Raw genomic sequence first — 16623 nt, forward strand, 5'->3', positions numbered from 1 at the left:
ACCGAACCTACAGCGCGACCCGGGTCGCCGCCCGCAACCTCTCGAAGTCGCCAACGGTGAGGGGGACCAGACCGCGCCGGAGTTGGTAACCCCAGTTCGGCTGCTGGGTCAGCTCGAGATCGAGATCGCCGATGGGCATCCGCCGAACCGGAATGAACTCGATCCGTCGCCGCCACGGTTGGACCACGCCGTGGCTGCCCATGTCCATCGCCTCGGCCTGGTACGGCGCCTCGTCCGCGACGATCCCGAGCGCGGTGAAGGCGCGGAGCGGGCGCTTCTCGCGGTACCGCTCGGTGGGCGAGTAGATCGCGAAACCGTCGCCTCTGCGCAGCCGCGCGACGCCGTACCGCTTGCCGTGGTTGAGCTGGATGAAACCGCCGTCGACGGCCCGCTGGGCGTGGTCCGCGGAGACCACACCCAGCCAAGCCCTGTTCAGATCGTTCATGCACCTAGTCTCAGGCGGAAACTGCGACATCCTTTGTCATAATTTTCCGGCGCAGTTTCGCGACCAGGGGCCAGCCGATCATCAGCAGGATGACCGCGTAGATCAGGTACGCCACCGGGCCGCCGACCAGGCCGGAGACGTCGCCGTTGGACAGTTGCAGCGCCATCCGGGCCTGCCGTTCGGCGATCGGGCCGAGGATCACGCCGATGATCAGCGGCAGTACCGGCAGGCCGAACCGCCGCATCCCGAACCCGAGCAGACCGAGCAGCAACAGCAGCAGCAGGTCGAGCGGCTGCGCGTTCACGGCGTACGCGCCCATCGAGGCGAAGAAGATGATCCCGGCGTACAGGTACGGGCGGGGGATCTGCAGGAGCTTCGCCCAGGCGGGAGCCAGCGGCAGGTTGAGCAGCAGCAGGAACAGGTTGCCGATGAACAGGCTCGCGATCAGCGCCCACACCAGCTTCGGCTCGCGCTGGAACAGCAACGGTCCGGGCTGGATCCCGTACGACGTGAACGCGGCCAGCATCACCGCGGCGGTCGCGTTGGTCGGCAGACCGAGCGCGAGCATCGGCACCAGCGTCCCGGCGGCCGACGCGTTGTTCGCGGCCTCCGGTCCGGCGACGCCCTCGATCGCGCCGTGCCCGAACTCCTCCGGGTGCTTGGAGAGCTTCTTCTCCGTCGCGTACGAGAGGAACGTCGGGATCTCCGCGCCACCGGCGGGCAGCGCACCGATCGGGAAGCCGTACGCCGTACCGCGCAGCCACGGCTTCCACGAGCGCCGCCAGTCCGACTTGCCCATCCACGGGCGGCCGACCGGGATGACGGTGCCCGGGTTCCGGCGCAGGTGGGCCGCGACCCAGAGCGCCTCGCCGACCGCGAAGATGCCGACGGCAACCACCACGACGTCGATCCCGTCCGCGAGCTGCGGAATGCCGAGCGTCAGCCGCTGCTGACCGGTCACCTTGTCGATCCCGACCAGGCCGATCACCAGACCGAGCAGCAACGCCGCGAAGCCACGGATCCGGGACGATCCGAGCACCGAGGTCGCGCCGGCGAACGCCAGCAGCATGATCGCCAGGTAGTCCGGCGCGCCCAGGCTGATCGCGAACTTCACGACCTGCGGAGCCACCAGCACCAGCAGGACGGTCCCGATCGTTCCGGCGATGAACGAACCGATCGCGGCCGTCGCCAACGCCTGCGCGGCCCGTCCGGCCCGCGCCATCTTGTTGCCCTCGATCGCCGTCACCACCGATGACGACTCACCGGGGGTGTTCAACAGGATCGACGTCGTCGAGCCGCCGTACATGCCGCCGTAGAAGATGCCGGCGAACATGATGAACGCCTGCACCGGCTCCAGCCCGTAGGTGATCGGGAGCAGCAGCGCGACGGTCATCGCCGGGCCGATCCCGGGCAGCACGCCGACCGCCGTACCGACCGTCACGCCGAGCAGGGCGAGCAGCAGGTTGATCGGCGTCAGTACGTCACCGAACCCGTTCATCAGGTTCATCAGGTTGTCCATCAGAGAATCCCTTGCAGTACGCCGGCGGGCAGGCCGACCCCGAGTCCGATCGCGAACCCGTAGAACGTGATCAGCGCCAGCGCGACCGCGATGACCAGGTTGCGGATGTGGTTCCGGCTACCGAGGGCGAACGCCGAACCCCAGAACAGCACGGTCCCGCTGATCACCCAGCCGAGCGGCTCGATCAGCACCAGGTTCACCACGAACGCGGCGATCAGCAGCAGCACGGTGCGCCAGTCGACGGCCGACGTCACATCGACGTCCTCGCCTTCCTCGGCCGCACCGGTGCCGCCGCGCGCGACGTCGACGGCGTACAGCACGGCGACCACCAGGAGCAGTACGCCGAGCACGATCGGGACCGGCTTCGGGCCGATCGGATCGTTGCTGTTGGCAATGTGCTGGAGCCGGGCGGCGTCGACGATCACCAGGACGCCGACCACCGCCAGGAACCCACACACTCCGTACTGCGCCTTGTCCCGCCGAGCCTCGGTCTGAGCCTCGGCGGTGCTCACGCCGCGAGCCCCAACTTGGTCAGAATGTCCGCAACGGCCTTGTCCTGGTCGGTGAGGAACTTGCCGAACTCGTCACCGGTGACGAACGCGTCGGTCCAGCCGTGCTTCTGCATCTCGGCCTTCCACTCCGCCGAGTCGTGCATCTTGGTCAGCGCGTCGATCCAGACCTTCTTGTCCGCGTCGCTGATCCCCGGCGGCGCGACGATCCCGCGCCAGTTGGTGAACACCAGGTCGATCCCGGAGTCCTTCAGCGTCGGTACGTCCTTCAGTGCGTCGATCGGCTTCTCGCTGCTCACCGCGAGGACCCGGACCTGCCCGCTCTCCACCTGGTCAAGGAACTCACCGAACCCGCTGGTACCGAACGCGATCTTGCTGCCCAGCAGCGCGGGGAGCAGTTCGCCGCCGCCGTCGTACGAGACGAAGTTGACGTCCTTCGGGTCGATGCCGACCGCCTGCGCGAGCTGCATCGGCAGCAGGTGGTCCGGTCCGCCCGGCGACGAGCCGCCGCCGACGGCCATCCCCTTCGGGTTCGCCTTCCAGGCGGTGACCAGGTCCTGGATCGTCTTGTACGGCGAGTTCTTCGGGACGACGATCGCCCCGGCCTCCTCGATCAGCTTCGCCAGCGGGGTGGTCTGGGTGAGCGTCGCCTTCGACTTCGAGGTGTACGTCGCGCCGACCACGCCGAGGCCCATCTGCATGGCGAGCTTGCCGTTGCCCTTCTCGTTCACCGTCCGCTGCAGGCCGACCGTGCCGCCGGCGCCGGGCAGGTTGAACACCTGGATGCCGGTGGCGATCTTGGCGTCCTCCATCACCTTCGCGGCGGTCCGGGCGGTGGTGTCGTAGCCGCCACCCGCGGTGTTCGGCACCATCAGCCGCAGCCCGGTGGCCGGCTGCCCGTCGGCGCCGTCGGAGGCGTCCTTCTTGTCCGCGGTCGCACCACAAGCGGTGACGCTGAACACGGCGAGCAGCGCCGTGGCTGCCATCAGCACTGGCCTGGACCTCATTGGCGGAGTCCTTTTCTCGAGGGGATCAGGTGGCGACGATCGTGGACCTCCAGCGGTACGGGCGTCTGCGTTGTGGCCGCAGCGGTGGTTGAGTTCATTGTGGTCACGGGCCGAACCTGGGTGAAGTGTGGCACTCGGGCGCTCGAACGGTGATCATGCGGCAGGACCTGCGACGAGACGGGAGGTGACCATGGCGATGCGACTGGACCGGCAGCTGAGCAGACAACTGAGCAGCCGGCTGGGCAGGAGGCCGACGCTGGCCGGGCAGCTGCTCGTGCTGCAGTTGGCGATCGTCGTGGTCGTGCTCGTCGCTGTTGCCGCGGTCTCGCTGGCGCAGTCCGCGGCCACGTTCAACCGGGTGGAAGGCCGCCGGGTGACGTTGCTGGCCGAGCAGTTGTCGTCCAGCCCGGCGCTCCGGTTCGGGATCCGGAACCCGGCGCCCGCCGAGATGCTGGCGCCTGCGTTGCAGACGAGTCTCGCCCAGTCGGGAGTCACTTCCATCACGGTCGCCAACGCCGAAGGAAAGGTGATCGCGGCAACGAATCCGACGCTGATCGGCACCAAGCTCACACTGGGTGTTCCCGAGGTCGCGGACGGTCGTGGCTGGTCCGGTGAGCTGCAGGGCGGCGACGGGAAAGAACTCGTCGCCCAGGTGCCGGTGCTGAGCGAGGGCCGCGACGGGAGTGGCATTTCGGACGGGACGCTCGGCGACCACATCGGGACCGTGATGGTGGGTGAGCACGCACCGACGGCGATGCAGCGGCTACGCGGCGCATCGTCGTACCTGGCGATCTATCTCGGGATCGCGTGTGTGCTCGGGCTGCTCGGGTCGTGGTTGCTGGCGCGGCGGATCAAGCGGCAGACGCTCGGTCTCGAGCCGCGCGAGATCGCCGGACTGGCCGAGCACCGCGAAGCCATGCTGTACGGGCTCGCCGAGGGCGTCGTCGCCTTGGACCCGCAGCTGCGGGTGACGCTGGTGAACGATGTCGGGCGCCGGCTGCTCGACCTTCCCGAGAACGCGGTCGGCAAGAGCCTGCGGGAGCTGGGCATCGAGGGCCGGCTGCGCGACGTGTTGGCCGGCGAGGACGAGGCGCGCGACGCAGTCGTCGTACGGCGGGGGCGCGTGCTCGTCATGAACCGGATGAGTGTGACCAAGGACGGACGGTCGCTCGGTTCCGTCACCACGCTGCGCGACCGGACCGAGCTCGCGCAACTGGAACGGGAGCTGGGCTCGTTCCGGTCGTCGGCCGAGCTGCTGCGCGCGCAGACCCACGAGTTCGCGAACCAGCTGCACACGATCTCCGGACTGATCCAGATCGGGGAGTACGACGAGGTCGTCACGTACGTCGGCGCGCTGAACCGCTATCGTGAGTCGCTCGACCTGACCGTGACCCGGCGGGTCCACGACACGACGGTCGCCGCCCTGTTGATGGCGAAGTCCTCGCTCGCGGCCGAACGCCGCGTCGAGCTCCGGGTGTCCGAGCGGACCACGCTGCTGCGCCTCGAGCCGGAGCTGTCCGCCGATATCGCGACGGTGCTCGGCAACCTGGTGGACAACGCGATCGACGCCGCGGCCCAGTCCGGTACGCCGCTGTCGCCCGCGTGGGTCGAGGTCGAGCTGCGGCAGGACGCGACGAGTGTCGAGATCGTGGTCCGCGACTCCGGACCGGGAGTGGCGCCGGAGCTGGCCCAGGAGGTGTTCGCGCACGGGTTCACCACCAAGGCCGCGGCCGAGGGCGAGCGCGGGATCGGGCTCGCGATGACACGGCTGATCTGCCGGCGCCGCGGCGGCGAGGTCGCGGTCACCAACTTGACCGACGGTGGCGCCGCGTTCATCGCCCGGATGTCCGTCCAACCCACTCCCGAAGGAGCCCGATGATCACGGTGCTGGTCGTCGACGACGACTTCATGGTGGCCCGCATCCACCGCGGTTTCGTCGACCGCGTGGACGGCTTCGAGGTCGTCGGTACGGCGAACTCCGGCGACCAGGCGGTGGCGGCGCTGACCGAACTCCGGCCCGATCTGGTGCTGCTCGATCTCTACCTTCCGGACGTGTTCGGCCTCGACCTGATCGCGCGCCTGCGGGCCGCGCGGCCGGACGTCGACATCCTGGTGATCACGGCCGCGCGGGAGGCGGACGCCGTACGGGGTGCTGTGCGGCAGGGGGTCGTGAACTATCTGCTGAAGCCATTCGGGTTCGACGATCTGCGGACGCGTCTGCAGGAGTACGCCCGCCGGCGGGCCAGCGTCCCCGACCAGGTCACGTCCCAGGCCGACGTCGACCGCGTGCTGGCGCCGGCGCGGGCGCTCGCCAACCGCCTCCCCAAGGGCCTCAGCCAGGAGACCGCCGACCTGGTCACCGCGGCCCTACGCAACGCCCCCGAGAACCTGTCCGCCGCCGAATGCGCGGAAGTCGTCGGCATCTCCCGCGTCAGCGCCCGCCGCTACCTCGAGTTCCTCGCCACCCGCGGCCAGGCCGAAGTAACCCTCCGCTACGGCACCACCGGCCGCCCCGAACGCCGCTACAACTGGCGGATCTGAGCACGCCTCATCGGCAGCTCGACAGGAGGTATCGGTCGGTTCCACCGATCGCCACGCTCAGCCCACCGACGCGGCCCCCCGATATCGCCGACACCTCCTGTCGAGCTGCCGATCGCCCAGCCCCTCCTCGGCCACAACCGCCCTGCCCCTCAACCACCGCTTGAGCCCAAACCGTTTGAGGGGCCGGCCCCTGAGAGTGTGGGGTGCGCACCCGAAATGCCAGGGGTCCACCCACCGTTTGAGGGGCCGGCCCCTCAAACGGGCTAGGCCGCGGTGCCTAGTCCTCCACTAGTTCCACGGTTGCGGCGTGGCGTTCGGCTAGGGCGTGGTAGACGGCGGAGTTGTGGTCGACGAAGAGCTTGGCGGTGCCGTCCAGGGGGACGATCTTCTTCGCGGGGCTGCCCATCGCGACGGACTCCGGTGGGATGACGGCGCCGGGAGTGACGGTGGAGCCGGCGGCGACCAGGGAGCGGGTGCCGACGACGGCGCCGTCGAGGACGATCGCGCCGTTGCCGACCAGCGCCTGTTCGCCGATCGTGCAGTCGTGCACGAGGCACTGGTGGCCGACCGTTGCGTTCGGGCCGATCTCGCAGCCGTTGTGGCCGACGTGGATGACGGTGTTGTCCTGGATGTTCGCGCCGGCCCGGATCGTGATCGTGCCGAGGTCGGCCCGGATCACCGCGCCGTACCAGATCGAGACGCCGGCCTCGACGACGACATCGCCGACGAGCGTGGCGGTCGGCGCGATCCAGGCGTCGGGATGGACGGTCGGGCGCTTACCTTCGAACGCGTACAGCGGCATGCGGCACACCTTATGCGAGCCGGTCGGCGGCACCCCGGTGCACCAGTTCTGCGAGCCGGTCGAGCACGGGTGCACCAGGACGAAAGGGGTTTGAAAGCACCGGGTGCGAAGTTACGGTGACAGCTCTGACCGCGAGGAGGGTGGCATGACGGAGATCGCGAGTTCCGGGGCCGCGGTGATCAACCGCGCCGACGGGCGGGACGACGGGGAGGAATGGACCGAGAACTACACCGAGTTGCCGGGTGGCGCCGGCGTCTCACTGATTCTCGAGTCGACCACGCAGGAGGGCGCCGGCCCGCGACTGCACAAACATCCGTACGCCGAGACGTTCATCATCCGGCGCGGTTCGGCGACGTTCACCGTCGGCACCGAGCAGATCGTCGGCAAGGCCGGGCAGATCCTGGTGGTCCCGGCCGACACGCCCCACAAGTTCCGCACCGGTCCGGGCGGCTACGAAGCAGTGCACATCCACGCCAACCCAACCTTCGAAACCGTCTGGCTGGAGTAGGCGTACGCACGGCTGGGCGACCACCCGCCGCGTCGCCCAGCCCGGATGACGACGACCCCCAACAGCACAACGCGGAGCAGCAGGTACGCCGGTTGCTCGCGGACGCCGGCGGGGTCGCGAACGAGACCGTCGACGCCCGATTCGCGAACGGCATGCTGCACGTCTGGCCGGCCGGCTCGCACAACCACCGCGGACCGAGTGGCGAGCGGGGGATTGCGCCGTACGGGCGCCCCTCGCATACGCACCACACATCTCCCCGAGTCGTCGAGTCGTGGCGGTTGGTTGGTGGTGGGTTTGCCGAGTCGTGGGGTGTGGTTGCGGATTGGCAGCCGGTTCTCACGACTCGGCGGATCGTGGGTGGGTGTTGTCGAGCGAGCGGGCGGATCGAGCGGCGAGTGGGGGATTGCCCGGTACGGGCGTCACTCGCGTGTGTGCCCCGCGTGTCCGCGAGCTGTCGAGTCGTGGCGTTTGGTTGGTGGTGGGTTTGCCGAGTCGTGGGGTGTGGTCGTGGATTGGCAGCCAGTTCTCACGACTCGGCGGATCGTGGGTAGGTGTTGTCGAGCGAGCGAGCGGGCGGATCGAGTGGCGAGCGGGGGGATTGCGTCGTACGGGCGTCCCTCGAGTACGTGCTCCACGTGTCCCCGAGTCGTGGCGTTTGGTTGGTGGTGGGTAGCCGAGTCGTGAGAGCTGGCTGATTAGCTTGGTGGGGTGAAGGCGGCGAGGAGGGTTGCGGTGATGTAGGGGGCGGCGTCGGTGGAGGTGATTCGGCCGGCGTGGATTTCGCTTGCGGCGCCGTGCATGACGTTGTGCATCACGCTGACCAGCCATGATGTCGGCAGGTCGGAACGGAACACCCCTTCGGCGCGGCCGCGTTCGAGTAGGCGCTCCACTCGCGCCATCGGGTCGGCGTGCAGCTCGCGTACGCGTCCCGGTGGCAGCGTCTCCTGAGCCGCGAGTAGTAGCGCGCGGTACTGGTCCACGAGGTGCCAGCTCGACTCGATCAGCCGGGTCAGCGCGGCCCGTGGGTCGCCGGTCAGATCGACCTTCCCGAGGGTTTCCTCGCCGACCGCGATCGCCTGCACGAATACCGCGTCGACGAGCTCGGCGCGGGACGGGAAGTGGCCGTACAGCGTGACCCGGCCGACGCCGGCCGCCTTCGCGATCTCCGACGTACTCGCGCCCGGGTCGCGGGCCAGGCAGTCGGCCGCCGCGGTCAGGATCGCCGCGATGTTGCGCTGCGCGTCCGCACGCCTGGTGGTCACCGTCGCCATCGCGCCTCCAAGAAGTTGAACACCACTGTACGAAATCCTCTTGTCGAACACCAGTGTACGAGTTACCGTACCGACCATAACCCGTACAGCCGTGTTCAACTTAAGGATGAGCTCATGACCCAACAAGACCCCCGGCGGTGGCGACTGCTGGGGCTGCTCGCCGTCGCGCAGTTCATGCTGATCCTGGACGTCACCGTGGTGGCGATCGCGCTGCCGAACATCGAGACCGACCTGCAGCTCCAGCGCGAGACGCTGACCTGGGTGGTCAGTGCGTACACCTTGATGTTCGGCGGCCTGATGCTCCTCGGCGGCCGGGCCGCCGACCTCTTCGGATCCCGCCGGGTCGTCCTGACCGGCCTGTTCGTATTCACGCTCGCCTCGCTGGCGACCGGTCTGGCCACCGGCCCCGAGATGCTGCTCGCCGGACGGGTCGCGCAGGGGATCGGTGCCGCGATGCTGTCCCCGGCCGCGCTGTCCGTCGTCACCAAGACGTTCGACGGTGAAGAACGCAACAAGGCGCTGGGCATCTGGTCCGCGATGGGGGGTGGCGGCTCCGCGGTCGGCGTACTGCTCGGCGGCCTGCTCACCGCGGGCCCCGGTTGGCAGTGGGTGTTCTACATCAACCTGCCGATCGGCCTGGTCGTGTTCACGCTGCTGATGCGGATGCTCCCGGCTGACACCCCGAGCGAGCAGCCCGGTCGCCTCGACGTACCGGGTGCGCTGCTGGTCACGGCCGGCACCGGTACGGCGATCTACGCGCTGATCAACGCCGGCGACCGCGGATGGCTCTCACTCGCGACCCTCGGCACGCTGGCCGGCGCCATCGTGCTGTACGGCGTCTTCGCGTGGGTCCAGCGCACCGTCCGGTCACCGCTGATGGACCTCCGGATCCTCACCCGCCGACCAGTTGCCGCAGGCACCTTCATGCTGCTGGTCGCGACCGCGCTGATGATCTCGATGTTCTTCCTCGGCTCGTTCTACCTGCAACACTTCCAGCAGTACGGCGCCCTCCGCACCGGACTGTTGTTCCTGCCGGTCGCCCTCGCCGCGATCGTCGGCGCGCACGTCGGCGGTCAGCTCGTCGGCAGCGCCGGCGCGCGACCCGTCGCGTTCGCCGGGTTCCTGATCACCGCGCTCGGCGTCGCTGGTCCCGCGCTCTGGGAAGGTGCCGCCGTGGTCGTGATCGGGATGAGCATCGGGACGATCGGGCTCGGAGCCGCGTTCGTGGCGGCGTCGACCACGACGTTCGCGCAGGTCGACCCCCGGGAGGCCGGGCTCGCGTCCGGACTGCTGAGCACGTTCCACGAGTTCGGTGCGTCGCTCGGTGTCGCGGTGGTGTCGAGTGTGGCGGCGGCCAGTCTGGCCGGGACGGTGACGAGCGGGTTCACCCGGGGCTTCACGTTCGCCGCGATCACTGCTGCCGTGGGGGCCGCGCTCGCGCTGGTCGTCGTACCGGCGTTCAAGCCTTCGACCGGAGGGGTTCATGTCCATTGAGATTCGCCGCGCGGTGGTCGCGGACGCGGAAACCGTTCTGACGTTGCTGGGGGAGTTGGCCGACTACCAGGAACAACGGAAATACGTGACGTCGAGTGTCGAGGACTGGCGGGGTTTCCTCGCGCAGGAAAGCGTGTTCGTCCTGGTCGCACACGTTGACGGAATCGCCGCGGGCTACGTTTCCGCGGTCCGCCGCCCGTACCTCTGGGTCGGTGGCGACCAGCTCGCACTGGACGATCTGTACGTCCGTGAGCAGTTCCGTGACGCCGGAACCGGGCGGAAACTGATGCTCGCGCTGGCCCGGATCGCGTTGCCGGATCGACTCCCGATCAGCTGGGGCCTGCGGATCGAGAACACCGCGGGCTACCGGTTCTACGAGCGTCTCGGCGCCAAGCTGGTCACGAAGACCGCGGCCGGCTGGTCACCGGAGGCGTACGAGCGTCAGCTGAACGAATAGGTCGCTGCGACCGGCAGGTGGTCGGAGGCGAGGCTCACCGGTACCGAGGCCGCGGTCGGCGTCAGCTGCGCACTGTGCAGCTGGAAGTCGATCCGCTTGGTCGGCAGCGGCACCGGACTGGTGAGCCCGAGCCCGAAGCCCTTCTGCGGCCACGTGTCGGTCAAGTGCATCGTCAGCGTCCGGATCTCGGTGCTCGTCGGTACGGCGTTCATGTCGCCGACGAGCAGCGTCGCCTCGGGCGCGTCCTTCAGCAGGCTGACGATCGCGTTCACCTGTTCGACGCGCTCGCCGTCGTTGATCGTGGTCAGATGCGTGTCCGCGAACCGCAACGGCGTACCACCGACGTCGATCAGGGTCTCCAGCAGACCGCGCTGCTCGCTCCCCGAATGCAGCGGCAGCAGCGTGTTGTGCGAGTCGACGATCGGGTACTTCGAGAGCACCATCGTGCCGTACTGGCGACGGGGCTTGCCCGGCTCGGCGGGGTCCCAGTCGAGGTTCGCGGCGAACACGTAGTTCATCTTCAACCGTGCCGCCAGCCAGGCCGGTTGGTCCACAAAGTTGCTGCGGGCATCGAAGAACCGGTCGACTTCCTGTAGACCAATGACCTCGGCACCCGAGGCCTCGATGGTCCGCGCGACCCGCTCGAGATCGAGCTTCCCGTCCACCACCCCCGCGCCGTGATGGATGTTGAACGTCAGTGTCTTCACCGTGGTCGCCTCCACCTTCGCCTGCGCGGTCAACGGCGAAACGGTCAGCAACAGACACCCTGCCAGCGCGGCAAACATCCCCGATCGACGCATACCCGCAGTATCTCCAAGCGTCGGGGTCACTTGCCGTTGTGACAAGCAGAAGCCCGCCGTCCTTGCCGGAACGCCATGGTGCGTCCGCGGCCCGGTTCCTACCGTGAGGTGATGCGCAGGACCGTTCCGCCCCAGGTGTACCTCGTCGTCAGCGCGACCTTCCACTACCTCGGACCCGCGCTCGCGGTGCTGCTGTTCGCGCGGATCGAACCGCTCGGTGTGGCGTGGCTGCGGATCGCCGCCGCCGGCGCGATCTTCTGGATCTGGCGTCGGCCCTGGCACGCTTGGCGATCGTTGGACCACCCAACGCGACACGTGCTGCTCGCGTGGGGCGCCGTACTCGCAGCGATGAACTGCTGCTTCTACCTCGCGATCGACCGCGTGCCCCTGGGGACGGTCGCGGCCGCCGAGTTCGCCCCGGTGATCGTCCTGGCGGCGATCGCGGTCCGAAGCCTGCGCAATCTGCTGGCGTTGGCGCTGGCCGTGATCGGGGTCTACCTGCTGACCGACATCCGGCTCTCACACGACTGGATCGGCTTGCTGTTCACGGCGCTCAACGCGGTCCTCTTCGCGGCGTACGTCGTCCTCGGGCATCGAGTGTCCCGCGCGGACGGGCTGCGCCGGATCGACGGGCTCGCGCTGGCGATGGGTATCGCCACGGTCCTGGCCCTCCCGATCGGTGCCCGGGACGCCGGACCGGCCTTCACGGATCTGCGGTTGCTCGGTGCTGCCGTGGGGGTTGGCGTGTGTTCGTCGGTGATTCCGTACGTCGCCGATCAGCTCGCGATGGCGCGCGTGCGGCGGTCGAGGTTCGCGGTGATGCTTGCGTTGCTGCCCGCCGTGGCGACGGTGATCGGGGCCGTCGTCCTGCGGCAGATACCGCAGGCCGCGGAGGTGGCGGCCGTGGCGATCGTCGTCGTCGCGGTCGGGCTGCATCGCGAGGCTGGATAGCTGAGACTACATAGCTTCGGCCGCCAAACCCTGCCAGTCCTCCCAGGTCTTCAGGCGGTCGGCGTACACCTGCTGCACCATCGGGAACCCCTGCGTACCGAAGAAGACCCGCAGCGGTGGATCGGTCGCGTCGGCCAGCTTCAGGATCGCCCGCCCGGCCGCGTCCGTGTCGCCGAAGTCGGCCGCCGCCAGGTACGCCGACAGTCCCGCGCGAAGGTCGTCGTACAAGTGATTCGGCTCGGCCTGCACTCCACCGGTCACGCCGTCGGTCGCGTAACCGCCCGGCGCGACCACCGTCACCTTGATCCCGAATCCGGCGACCTCTTGGGCGAGCACCTCACTCAGACCTTCGAGGGCCCACTTGGACGCGCAGTACGCACCGCCCAACGCGAGCCCGGTGAGACCGGCCACCGACGAGATCTGGATGACGTGGCCGTCGCCTTGCGCGCGCAGGTACGGCAACGCTGCCTGCACGACCCAGAGCGCACCGAAGAAGTTCGTGTCGAACTGGTCCCGCAGCTGCGCCTCGTTGAACTCCTCGACCGCACCGGACAGCCCGTAGCCCGCGTTGTTCACGATCACGTCGAGCTGGCCGAAGTGCGCGTGCGCCTGTTCCACCGCTTCGAACACGGCGCTCCGGTCGGTGACATCCAACGTGAGCGGGAGTACGGCGTCGCCGTACCGGCTCGTCAGCTCGGTGAGACTGCTGCGGGCCGTCGCGGCCATCCGATCCCCACGGGACAAGGCGGCCTCGACGAAACTGCGCCCCAGACCACGCGACGACCCGGTGACGAACCAGACCTTAGTCACGCCGGCCGCACGTTGTGGTTGCCCGCGAACAGGTTGGCCGGGTCGTACTCGCGCTTCACCGTCGCGAGCCGCTCGTACGTCGCCGCCGGGTAGACCGCCGCGACATCGGCATCGTCAGCGGTGGACAGGAAGTTCGCGTACGCGCCGGCGGTCAGCGGTGCGAGCCGGTCCCACAGCTGCTGCCGCGCCCGACGGGTCGCCTCGATCACCGGCGGCGGACCGATCGTCGTCGTGCTGATCATCAGCTCGGCCTGCCGGTGCGCGTACGCCGTCGCGTCGGCGGCCACCTGCGCCACGGCGCCACCCACGGTCCGGATCGCGATGATCGGCGAGCCCGGCGAGGTACCGGTCTCGGCGAGGATCCGCAGTACCTCGGGCACGGAATCCTTGTCGACAAAGGCACTCCGGGTCACCAGCTGGATCCCGGGCGGCGGCACCGCGCCGTCCACGAGCACCTCCGCGTACGGCGTCAGCGCGACGTCGTCGGCGAGCACCGTACCGAGCGCTCGGATCGGGTCGATCGCCTGCGCGGCGAGTTCCGCGTCGTCACCGTCGTACGCGACCTGGATCTCCAGCGGCGCCTCGGGACCGCCGAGGAACGGGTTCGCGAACGCCGCGATCGAGCTGAGCTCTGCGGGCGCGGTGCGCAGGTAATCGGCCCAGCCCTGGAGTACGTCGGCGATCTCCGCCGCCGGGAACACCACCTTGCCGAAGTAGATGTCGGTCGTCGGGTGCGCCGCGAACTCGAACGCGGTCACGATCCCGAAGTTCCCGCCGCCACCGCGGAGCGCCCAGAACAGCTCGGCGTTCTCGTCGGCCGAGGCGCGCACGACGTCACCGGGCGCGGTCACGAGCTGCGCGGCGACCAGGCTGTCCATCGCGAGGCCGTACTTGCGGACCTTCCAGCCCATCCCGCCGGACAACGTCAGCCCGCCGACACCGACGCTGCGGGTGTCGCCCGACGAGATCGCCAGCCCGTGTGGCGCCAGCGCGGGCGCGACCTGCCCCCAGGTGGCGCCGCCACCGATCCGGACCAGGTGCTTGTCCTTGTCGATGACCTCGATCGCGGCCAGGTCGCCGAGATCGATCACCACGCCGCCGTCGTTCGTCCCGAAGCCCGGGAAGCTGTGTCCACCGCCGCGGACTGCGAGCGGCAGTCCGCTCGCCACGGCGTACCGCACGGCCTTCTGCACGTCCTCGACACTCGCCGGCCGCAGCACGTACGCCGGGCTGCCCCCGACCAGCACAGTGCGCGCCGCGATGTCGTACCCCTCGTCACTCGGCGCGACGATCGTCCCACCGAATCCCTCGACTACTGCGCTCATGACGATCCTTTGCGTTTGCCCTCATCGAACAAACACCTGACGTCGACCGAGCGACCCCTGTGACGTGAACAAGCCCACATCACAAAACACCGGGCTATTTCGTCTGGGGCCGTGTCGATTTCCGGCCGGGTCGCTCGACGCAGGGGTAACGCTCACTCCTTGGAAGGACACCCGAGATGACCACGAACCACGCGACACTCCCCGCAGCCGGCGTCTCCACCCGCGCACTGCTCACCGCCGGCATCGTCGCCGGTCCGCTGTACGTCGCGGTGTGGCTGATCCAGGCGTTCACTCGCGAGGGATTCGACATCACCCGCCACCCGGCAAGCCTGCTCGCCAACGGCGGCCCGGGCTGGATCCAGACCGCCAACTTCATCGTCAGCGGCCTGCTGTCGATCGCCGCGGCCATCGGCCTGCGCCGAACCATGTCCGGACGCGGCCGGGTCTGGGGCCCACGACTCGTCGCTGCTTACGGAGTCGGCCTGCTACTCGCCGCAGCCTTCCCCGCTGACCCGGCCGCCGGTTTCCCGGTCGGTACGCCGGCCGACTACGCCGAGATCAGCACGCGCGGCATGGGTCACTTCGTCGCCGGCACCATCGGCTTCTCCGGCCTGATCGCCGGATGTCTGGTAATCGCCGCGCACTACCGCGCCCTAGGCCGCCGTACCTTCGCGCGCTTCTCCGCGATCACCGGCATCCTGTTCTTCGGTGCGTTCGCCGGGCTCAGCGCCGGCGCGGGCAGCCGCCCGACGATCATCGCCTTCGACGTCGCGGTCGTCCTCGGGTACTCGTGGCTCGTCGCGGTCTGCCTCGACAAGCGCCGTACCGCGTGAAACTACTTGAGCCGGATGGTCACCAGAGTCGTTTCGATGCCGCCGTCGACCAGGTTGCCATCGGCATCGAACGCCTCGGGACCGTCGGTCATCCCGAAGTCGTTGTCGTTGATCACGACCAGGGTGTCACGCGGCATCAGCGCGACACCCTCGATCTTCTTCGGCGCACCCTTGACAGTGTTCAAGTCGAGGAACAGTTGCTTCTTCAGCGCCGGCACCCCGGCAGCTGATGCCTCGTACGACGGGGTTGTCGCCGCGTCGTCCCACTTCGAACCCAGGATGTTGTCCGCGGGACGCAGTACGACGCGCTGCAACCGGGCCGCGTTGTCGGTGCGCTCCTGTACCAGCAGCGTTTCGGGGCCTGCAGCAACGATCGACGAGATCTTCAGTTCGCTGGTATCGTCCTCGCCGGGGTCGACGACACCGACCGGGTCGAACTGATACGCGTACTCGGCGGTCACCTTCGCCTGCCGCGGCGAGAACCGCACCAGGCGGGTGTTCAGAGACGCCTCGCCGACCTTCTTGCTCGGGTTCGACAGCGGGCTCTGCAGCGCGAGCACCAGGTCGCCGCCCGGCAGTTCGGCCAGACCCTCGAACCCGCGGTTGATCTTGCGGGTCAGGAAGATCGCCGGCAGCGCCTCGATCACCGGGTAGTCGGCGCCCTGCAGGTTCAGGCCCTTCGGGACGTAGCGCGCGAGCACCTGGCCGCGGGCGGAGACGTGCACCAGCGACGGGCTGTACTCGTCGACGAGCCAGAACGTCCCGTCCTTGGCCCGGACGATGCCCTCTGTGTCCAGGCCGTTCGGGTTCAGCGGGAGTCGCGTCGAGGCGTCGTACGTGTAGGGGAGTTCGTCACGGCTCTCCTGGTTCGGCAGTCCGGTCACCGGCTTGCCGTGCCGGGTGGTGATCGGGATCGCGTCGATCACCTTCAGTTTCTTGCCGGCCACCTTGACCTTCACGATCGCCGGGTCGAACCCCGGCACCGGGAACGTCCGGCGGTTCGCGCCGTCGACCTTGATCTGGCCGTTCGGGCCGCGGTCGGTCACGGTCCAGAACTCGTCACTCGTGCCGGCCGGGTAGAGGTCGCTGCCGATCCCGCCGAGGTCGACCTTCCGGTCGGTGTCCACCGAGCCGCGGATCAGGTCGTTGGAGAACTTCTTCAGCGAGATGTCGGGCAGTGTCGCCGTACCGATTGCCCGGGGCTCACTGGTTGGCGCCGCCTGCGCCGTACTTCCCACCAGCGCAGCAACCCCGACCACCGCGGTCGCCACCAACCACTGACCTCGAGACATCCCAGCTCTCCTCACAGTCGACCCCGTGACCCTCGCCCGACCGCATGAACACCGCCCAC

Annotated in this window: 17 protein-coding genes; 7 read left to right on the plus strand and 10 right to left on the minus strand. The window is 68.8% G+C overall.

Annotated features, from left to right (window positions below; translation table 11 throughout):
* Positions 1 to 7 precede the first annotated feature (7 nt).
* Genes AC0662_RS13285 through AC0662_RS13300 form a run of 4 tightly spaced genes read right to left on the minus strand, consistent with a single transcriptional unit; the run spans position 8 to position 3480 of the window.
* Positions 8 to 445 carry an EVE domain-containing protein gene (locus AC0662_RS13285; RefSeq protein ID WP_478300586.1) on the minus strand — a complete coding sequence of 146 codons (438 nt, stop codon included), beginning with the start codon at positions 443 to 445 and terminating at the stop codon, positions 8 to 10.
* A gap of 10 nt (positions 446 to 455) precedes the next feature.
* Positions 456 to 1964 (minus strand): tripartite tricarboxylate transporter permease, encoded by a 1509-nt coding sequence (locus tag AC0662_RS13290; protein WP_452203319.1) that lies wholly within the window; start codon positions 1962 to 1964, stop codon positions 456 to 458.
* Complete coding sequence (locus AC0662_RS13295; RefSeq protein WP_452203320.1) at positions 1964 to 2476, minus strand: tripartite tricarboxylate transporter TctB family protein; 513 nt, start codon at positions 2474 to 2476, stop codon at positions 1964 to 1966. The genes AC0662_RS13290 and AC0662_RS13295 overlap by 1 nt, the downstream gene beginning before the upstream one ends.
* Positions 2473 to 3480: a Bug family tripartite tricarboxylate transporter substrate binding protein gene (locus AC0662_RS13300; RefSeq protein WP_452203321.1), complete on the minus strand. Its 1008-nt coding sequence runs from the start codon at positions 3478 to 3480 to the stop codon at positions 2473 to 2475. Before AC0662_RS13300 ends, AC0662_RS13295 begins: the two co-directional genes overlap by 4 nt.
* Positions 3481 to 3670: 190 nt before the next feature.
* Here AC0662_RS13300 and AC0662_RS13305 point away from each other — a divergent pair, with 190 nt between their 5' ends.
* Together AC0662_RS13305 and AC0662_RS13310 are read left to right on the plus strand one after the other, a co-directional pair.
* Entirely contained in the window at positions 3671 to 5359 is a 1689-nt protein-coding gene (locus AC0662_RS13305; RefSeq protein ID WP_452203322.1) for a sensor histidine kinase, read from the plus strand.
* Positions 5356 to 6021 (plus strand): response regulator, encoded by a 666-nt coding sequence (locus tag AC0662_RS13310; protein WP_452203323.1) that lies wholly within the window; start codon positions 5356 to 5358, stop codon positions 6019 to 6021. The genes AC0662_RS13305 and AC0662_RS13310 overlap by 4 nt, the downstream gene beginning before the upstream one ends.
* Before the next feature lie 277 nt (positions 6022 to 6298).
* On the opposite strand, the gene AC0662_RS13315 is transcribed toward AC0662_RS13310, so the two are convergent.
* Positions 6299 to 6823 carry a gamma carbonic anhydrase family protein gene (locus AC0662_RS13315; RefSeq protein WP_478300589.1) on the minus strand — a complete coding sequence of 175 codons (525 nt, stop codon included), beginning with the start codon at positions 6821 to 6823 and terminating at the stop codon, positions 6299 to 6301.
* Positions 6824 to 6968: 145 nt separating this feature from the next.
* On the opposite strand from AC0662_RS13315, the gene AC0662_RS13320 reads away from it, so the two are divergent.
* A complete protein-coding gene (locus AC0662_RS13320) occupies positions 6969 to 7331 on the plus strand; it encodes a cupin domain-containing protein (protein WP_452204223.1) in 363 nt (120 codons plus the stop codon).
* A gap of 695 nt (positions 7332 to 8026) precedes the next feature.
* Here the strand turns inward: AC0662_RS13320 and AC0662_RS13325 are convergent.
* Positions 8027 to 8602, minus strand: a complete 576-nt coding sequence (locus AC0662_RS13325; protein ID WP_452204224.1) for a TetR/AcrR family transcriptional regulator — start codon at positions 8600 to 8602, stop codon at positions 8027 to 8029.
* 114 nt (positions 8603 to 8716) lie between these two features.
* Here AC0662_RS13325 and AC0662_RS13330 point away from each other — a divergent pair, with 114 nt between their 5' ends.
* Positions 8717 to 10096, plus strand: a complete 1380-nt coding sequence (locus AC0662_RS13330; RefSeq protein WP_478300591.1) for an MFS transporter — start codon at positions 8717 to 8719, stop codon at positions 10094 to 10096.
* Entirely contained in the window at positions 10086 to 10553 is a 468-nt protein-coding gene (locus tag AC0662_RS13335) for an N-acetyltransferase family protein (RefSeq protein ID WP_478300593.1), read from the plus strand. Before AC0662_RS13330 ends, AC0662_RS13335 begins: the two co-directional genes overlap by 11 nt.
* On the opposite strand, the gene AC0662_RS13340 is transcribed toward AC0662_RS13335, so the two are convergent.
* Positions 10538 to 11353, minus strand: coding sequence for an endonuclease/exonuclease/phosphatase family protein (locus AC0662_RS13340; RefSeq protein WP_478300595.1), 816 nt, complete (start codon positions 11351 to 11353; stop codon positions 10538 to 10540). The two genes, AC0662_RS13335 and AC0662_RS13340, sit on opposite strands and share 16 nt — an antisense overlap.
* Positions 11354 to 11464: 111 nt before the next feature.
* On the opposite strand from AC0662_RS13340, the gene AC0662_RS13345 reads away from it, so the two are divergent.
* Complete coding sequence (locus tag AC0662_RS13345) at positions 11465 to 12304, plus strand: EamA family transporter (RefSeq protein WP_478300597.1); 840 nt, start codon at positions 11465 to 11467, stop codon at positions 12302 to 12304.
* A 6-nt stretch (positions 12305 to 12310) separates the two neighbouring features.
* On the opposite strand, the gene AC0662_RS13350 is transcribed toward AC0662_RS13345, so the two are convergent.
* Both AC0662_RS13350 and AC0662_RS13355 read right to left on the minus strand, forming a co-directional pair.
* The gene (locus AC0662_RS13350; protein ID WP_478300599.1) at positions 12311 to 13114 is read right to left on the minus strand and encodes an SDR family NAD(P)-dependent oxidoreductase; all 804 of its coding nucleotides are present in this window, start codon (positions 13112 to 13114) and stop codon (positions 12311 to 12313) included.
* On the minus strand, positions 13111 to 14439 hold the full coding sequence (locus AC0662_RS13355) for an FAD-binding oxidoreductase (RefSeq protein ID WP_478300601.1): 1329 nt from the start codon (positions 14437 to 14439) through the stop codon (positions 13111 to 13113). The genes AC0662_RS13350 and AC0662_RS13355 overlap by 4 nt, the downstream gene beginning before the upstream one ends.
* A 176-nt stretch (positions 14440 to 14615) precedes the next feature.
* Between AC0662_RS13355 and AC0662_RS13360 the strand changes: the two genes are divergently transcribed.
* On the plus strand, positions 14616 to 15272 hold the full coding sequence (locus AC0662_RS13360) for a DUF998 domain-containing protein (RefSeq protein WP_478300603.1): 657 nt from the start codon (positions 14616 to 14618) through the stop codon (positions 15270 to 15272).
* A gap of 2 nt (positions 15273 to 15274) precedes the next feature.
* Here the strand turns inward: AC0662_RS13360 and AC0662_RS13365 are convergent, their stop codons facing one another.
* Positions 15275 to 16564 carry an esterase-like activity of phytase family protein gene (locus tag AC0662_RS13365; RefSeq protein WP_478300605.1) on the minus strand — a complete coding sequence of 430 codons (1290 nt, stop codon included), beginning with the start codon at positions 16562 to 16564 and terminating at the stop codon, positions 15275 to 15277.
* Positions 16565 to 16623 lie beyond the last annotated feature (59 nt).

It is taken from the genome of Kribbella sp. NPDC043289 (assembly GCF_056436705.1).

What these genes read in the sequence shown, in the direction of transcription:
- AC0662_RS13325 (WP_452204224.1), bottom strand. Translation starts at nt 8,602, where the DNA reads ATGGCGACGGTGACCACCAGGCGTGCGGACGCGCAGCGCAACATCGCG.
- AC0662_RS13335 (WP_478300593.1), top strand. Translation starts at nt 10,086, where the DNA reads ATGTCCATTGAGATTCGCCGCGCGGTGGTCGCGGACGCGGAAACCGTT.
- AC0662_RS13285 (WP_478300586.1), bottom strand. Translation starts at nt 445, where the DNA reads ATGAACGATCTGAACAGGGCTTGGCTGGGTGTGGTCTCCGCGGACCAC.
- AC0662_RS13360 (WP_478300603.1), top strand. Translation starts at nt 14,616, where the DNA reads ATGACCACGAACCACGCGACACTCCCCGCAGCCGGCGTCTCCACCCGC.
- AC0662_RS13305 (WP_452203322.1), top strand. Translation starts at nt 3,671, where the DNA reads ATGGCGATGCGACTGGACCGGCAGCTGAGCAGACAACTGAGCAGCCGG.
- AC0662_RS13320 (WP_452204223.1), top strand. Translation starts at nt 6,969, where the DNA reads ATGACGGAGATCGCGAGTTCCGGGGCCGCGGTGATCAACCGCGCCGAC.
- AC0662_RS13340 (WP_478300595.1), bottom strand. Translation starts at nt 11,353, where the DNA reads ATGCGTCGATCGGGGATGTTTGCCGCGCTGGCAGGGTGTCTGTTGCTG.
- AC0662_RS13345 (WP_478300597.1), top strand. Translation starts at nt 11,465, where the DNA reads ATGCGCAGGACCGTTCCGCCCCAGGTGTACCTCGTCGTCAGCGCGACC.
- AC0662_RS13300 (WP_452203321.1), bottom strand. Translation starts at nt 3,480, where the DNA reads ATGAGGTCCAGGCCAGTGCTGATGGCAGCCACGGCGCTGCTCGCCGTG.
- AC0662_RS13310 (WP_452203323.1), top strand. Translation starts at nt 5,356, where the DNA reads ATGATCACGGTGCTGGTCGTCGACGACGACTTCATGGTGGCCCGCATC.
- AC0662_RS13355 (WP_478300601.1), bottom strand. Translation starts at nt 14,439, where the DNA reads ATGAGCGCAGTAGTCGAGGGATTCGGTGGGACGATCGTCGCGCCGAGT.
- AC0662_RS13315 (WP_478300589.1), bottom strand. Translation starts at nt 6,823, where the DNA reads ATGCCGCTGTACGCGTTCGAAGGTAAGCGCCCGACCGTCCATCCCGAC.
- AC0662_RS13330 (WP_478300591.1), top strand. Translation starts at nt 8,717, where the DNA reads ATGACCCAACAAGACCCCCGGCGGTGGCGACTGCTGGGGCTGCTCGCC.
- AC0662_RS13290 (WP_452203319.1), bottom strand. Translation starts at nt 1,964, where the DNA reads ATGGACAACCTGATGAACCTGATGAACGGGTTCGGTGACGTACTGACG.
- AC0662_RS13365 (WP_478300605.1), bottom strand. Translation starts at nt 16,564, where the DNA reads ATGTCTCGAGGTCAGTGGTTGGTGGCGACCGCGGTGGTCGGGGTTGCT.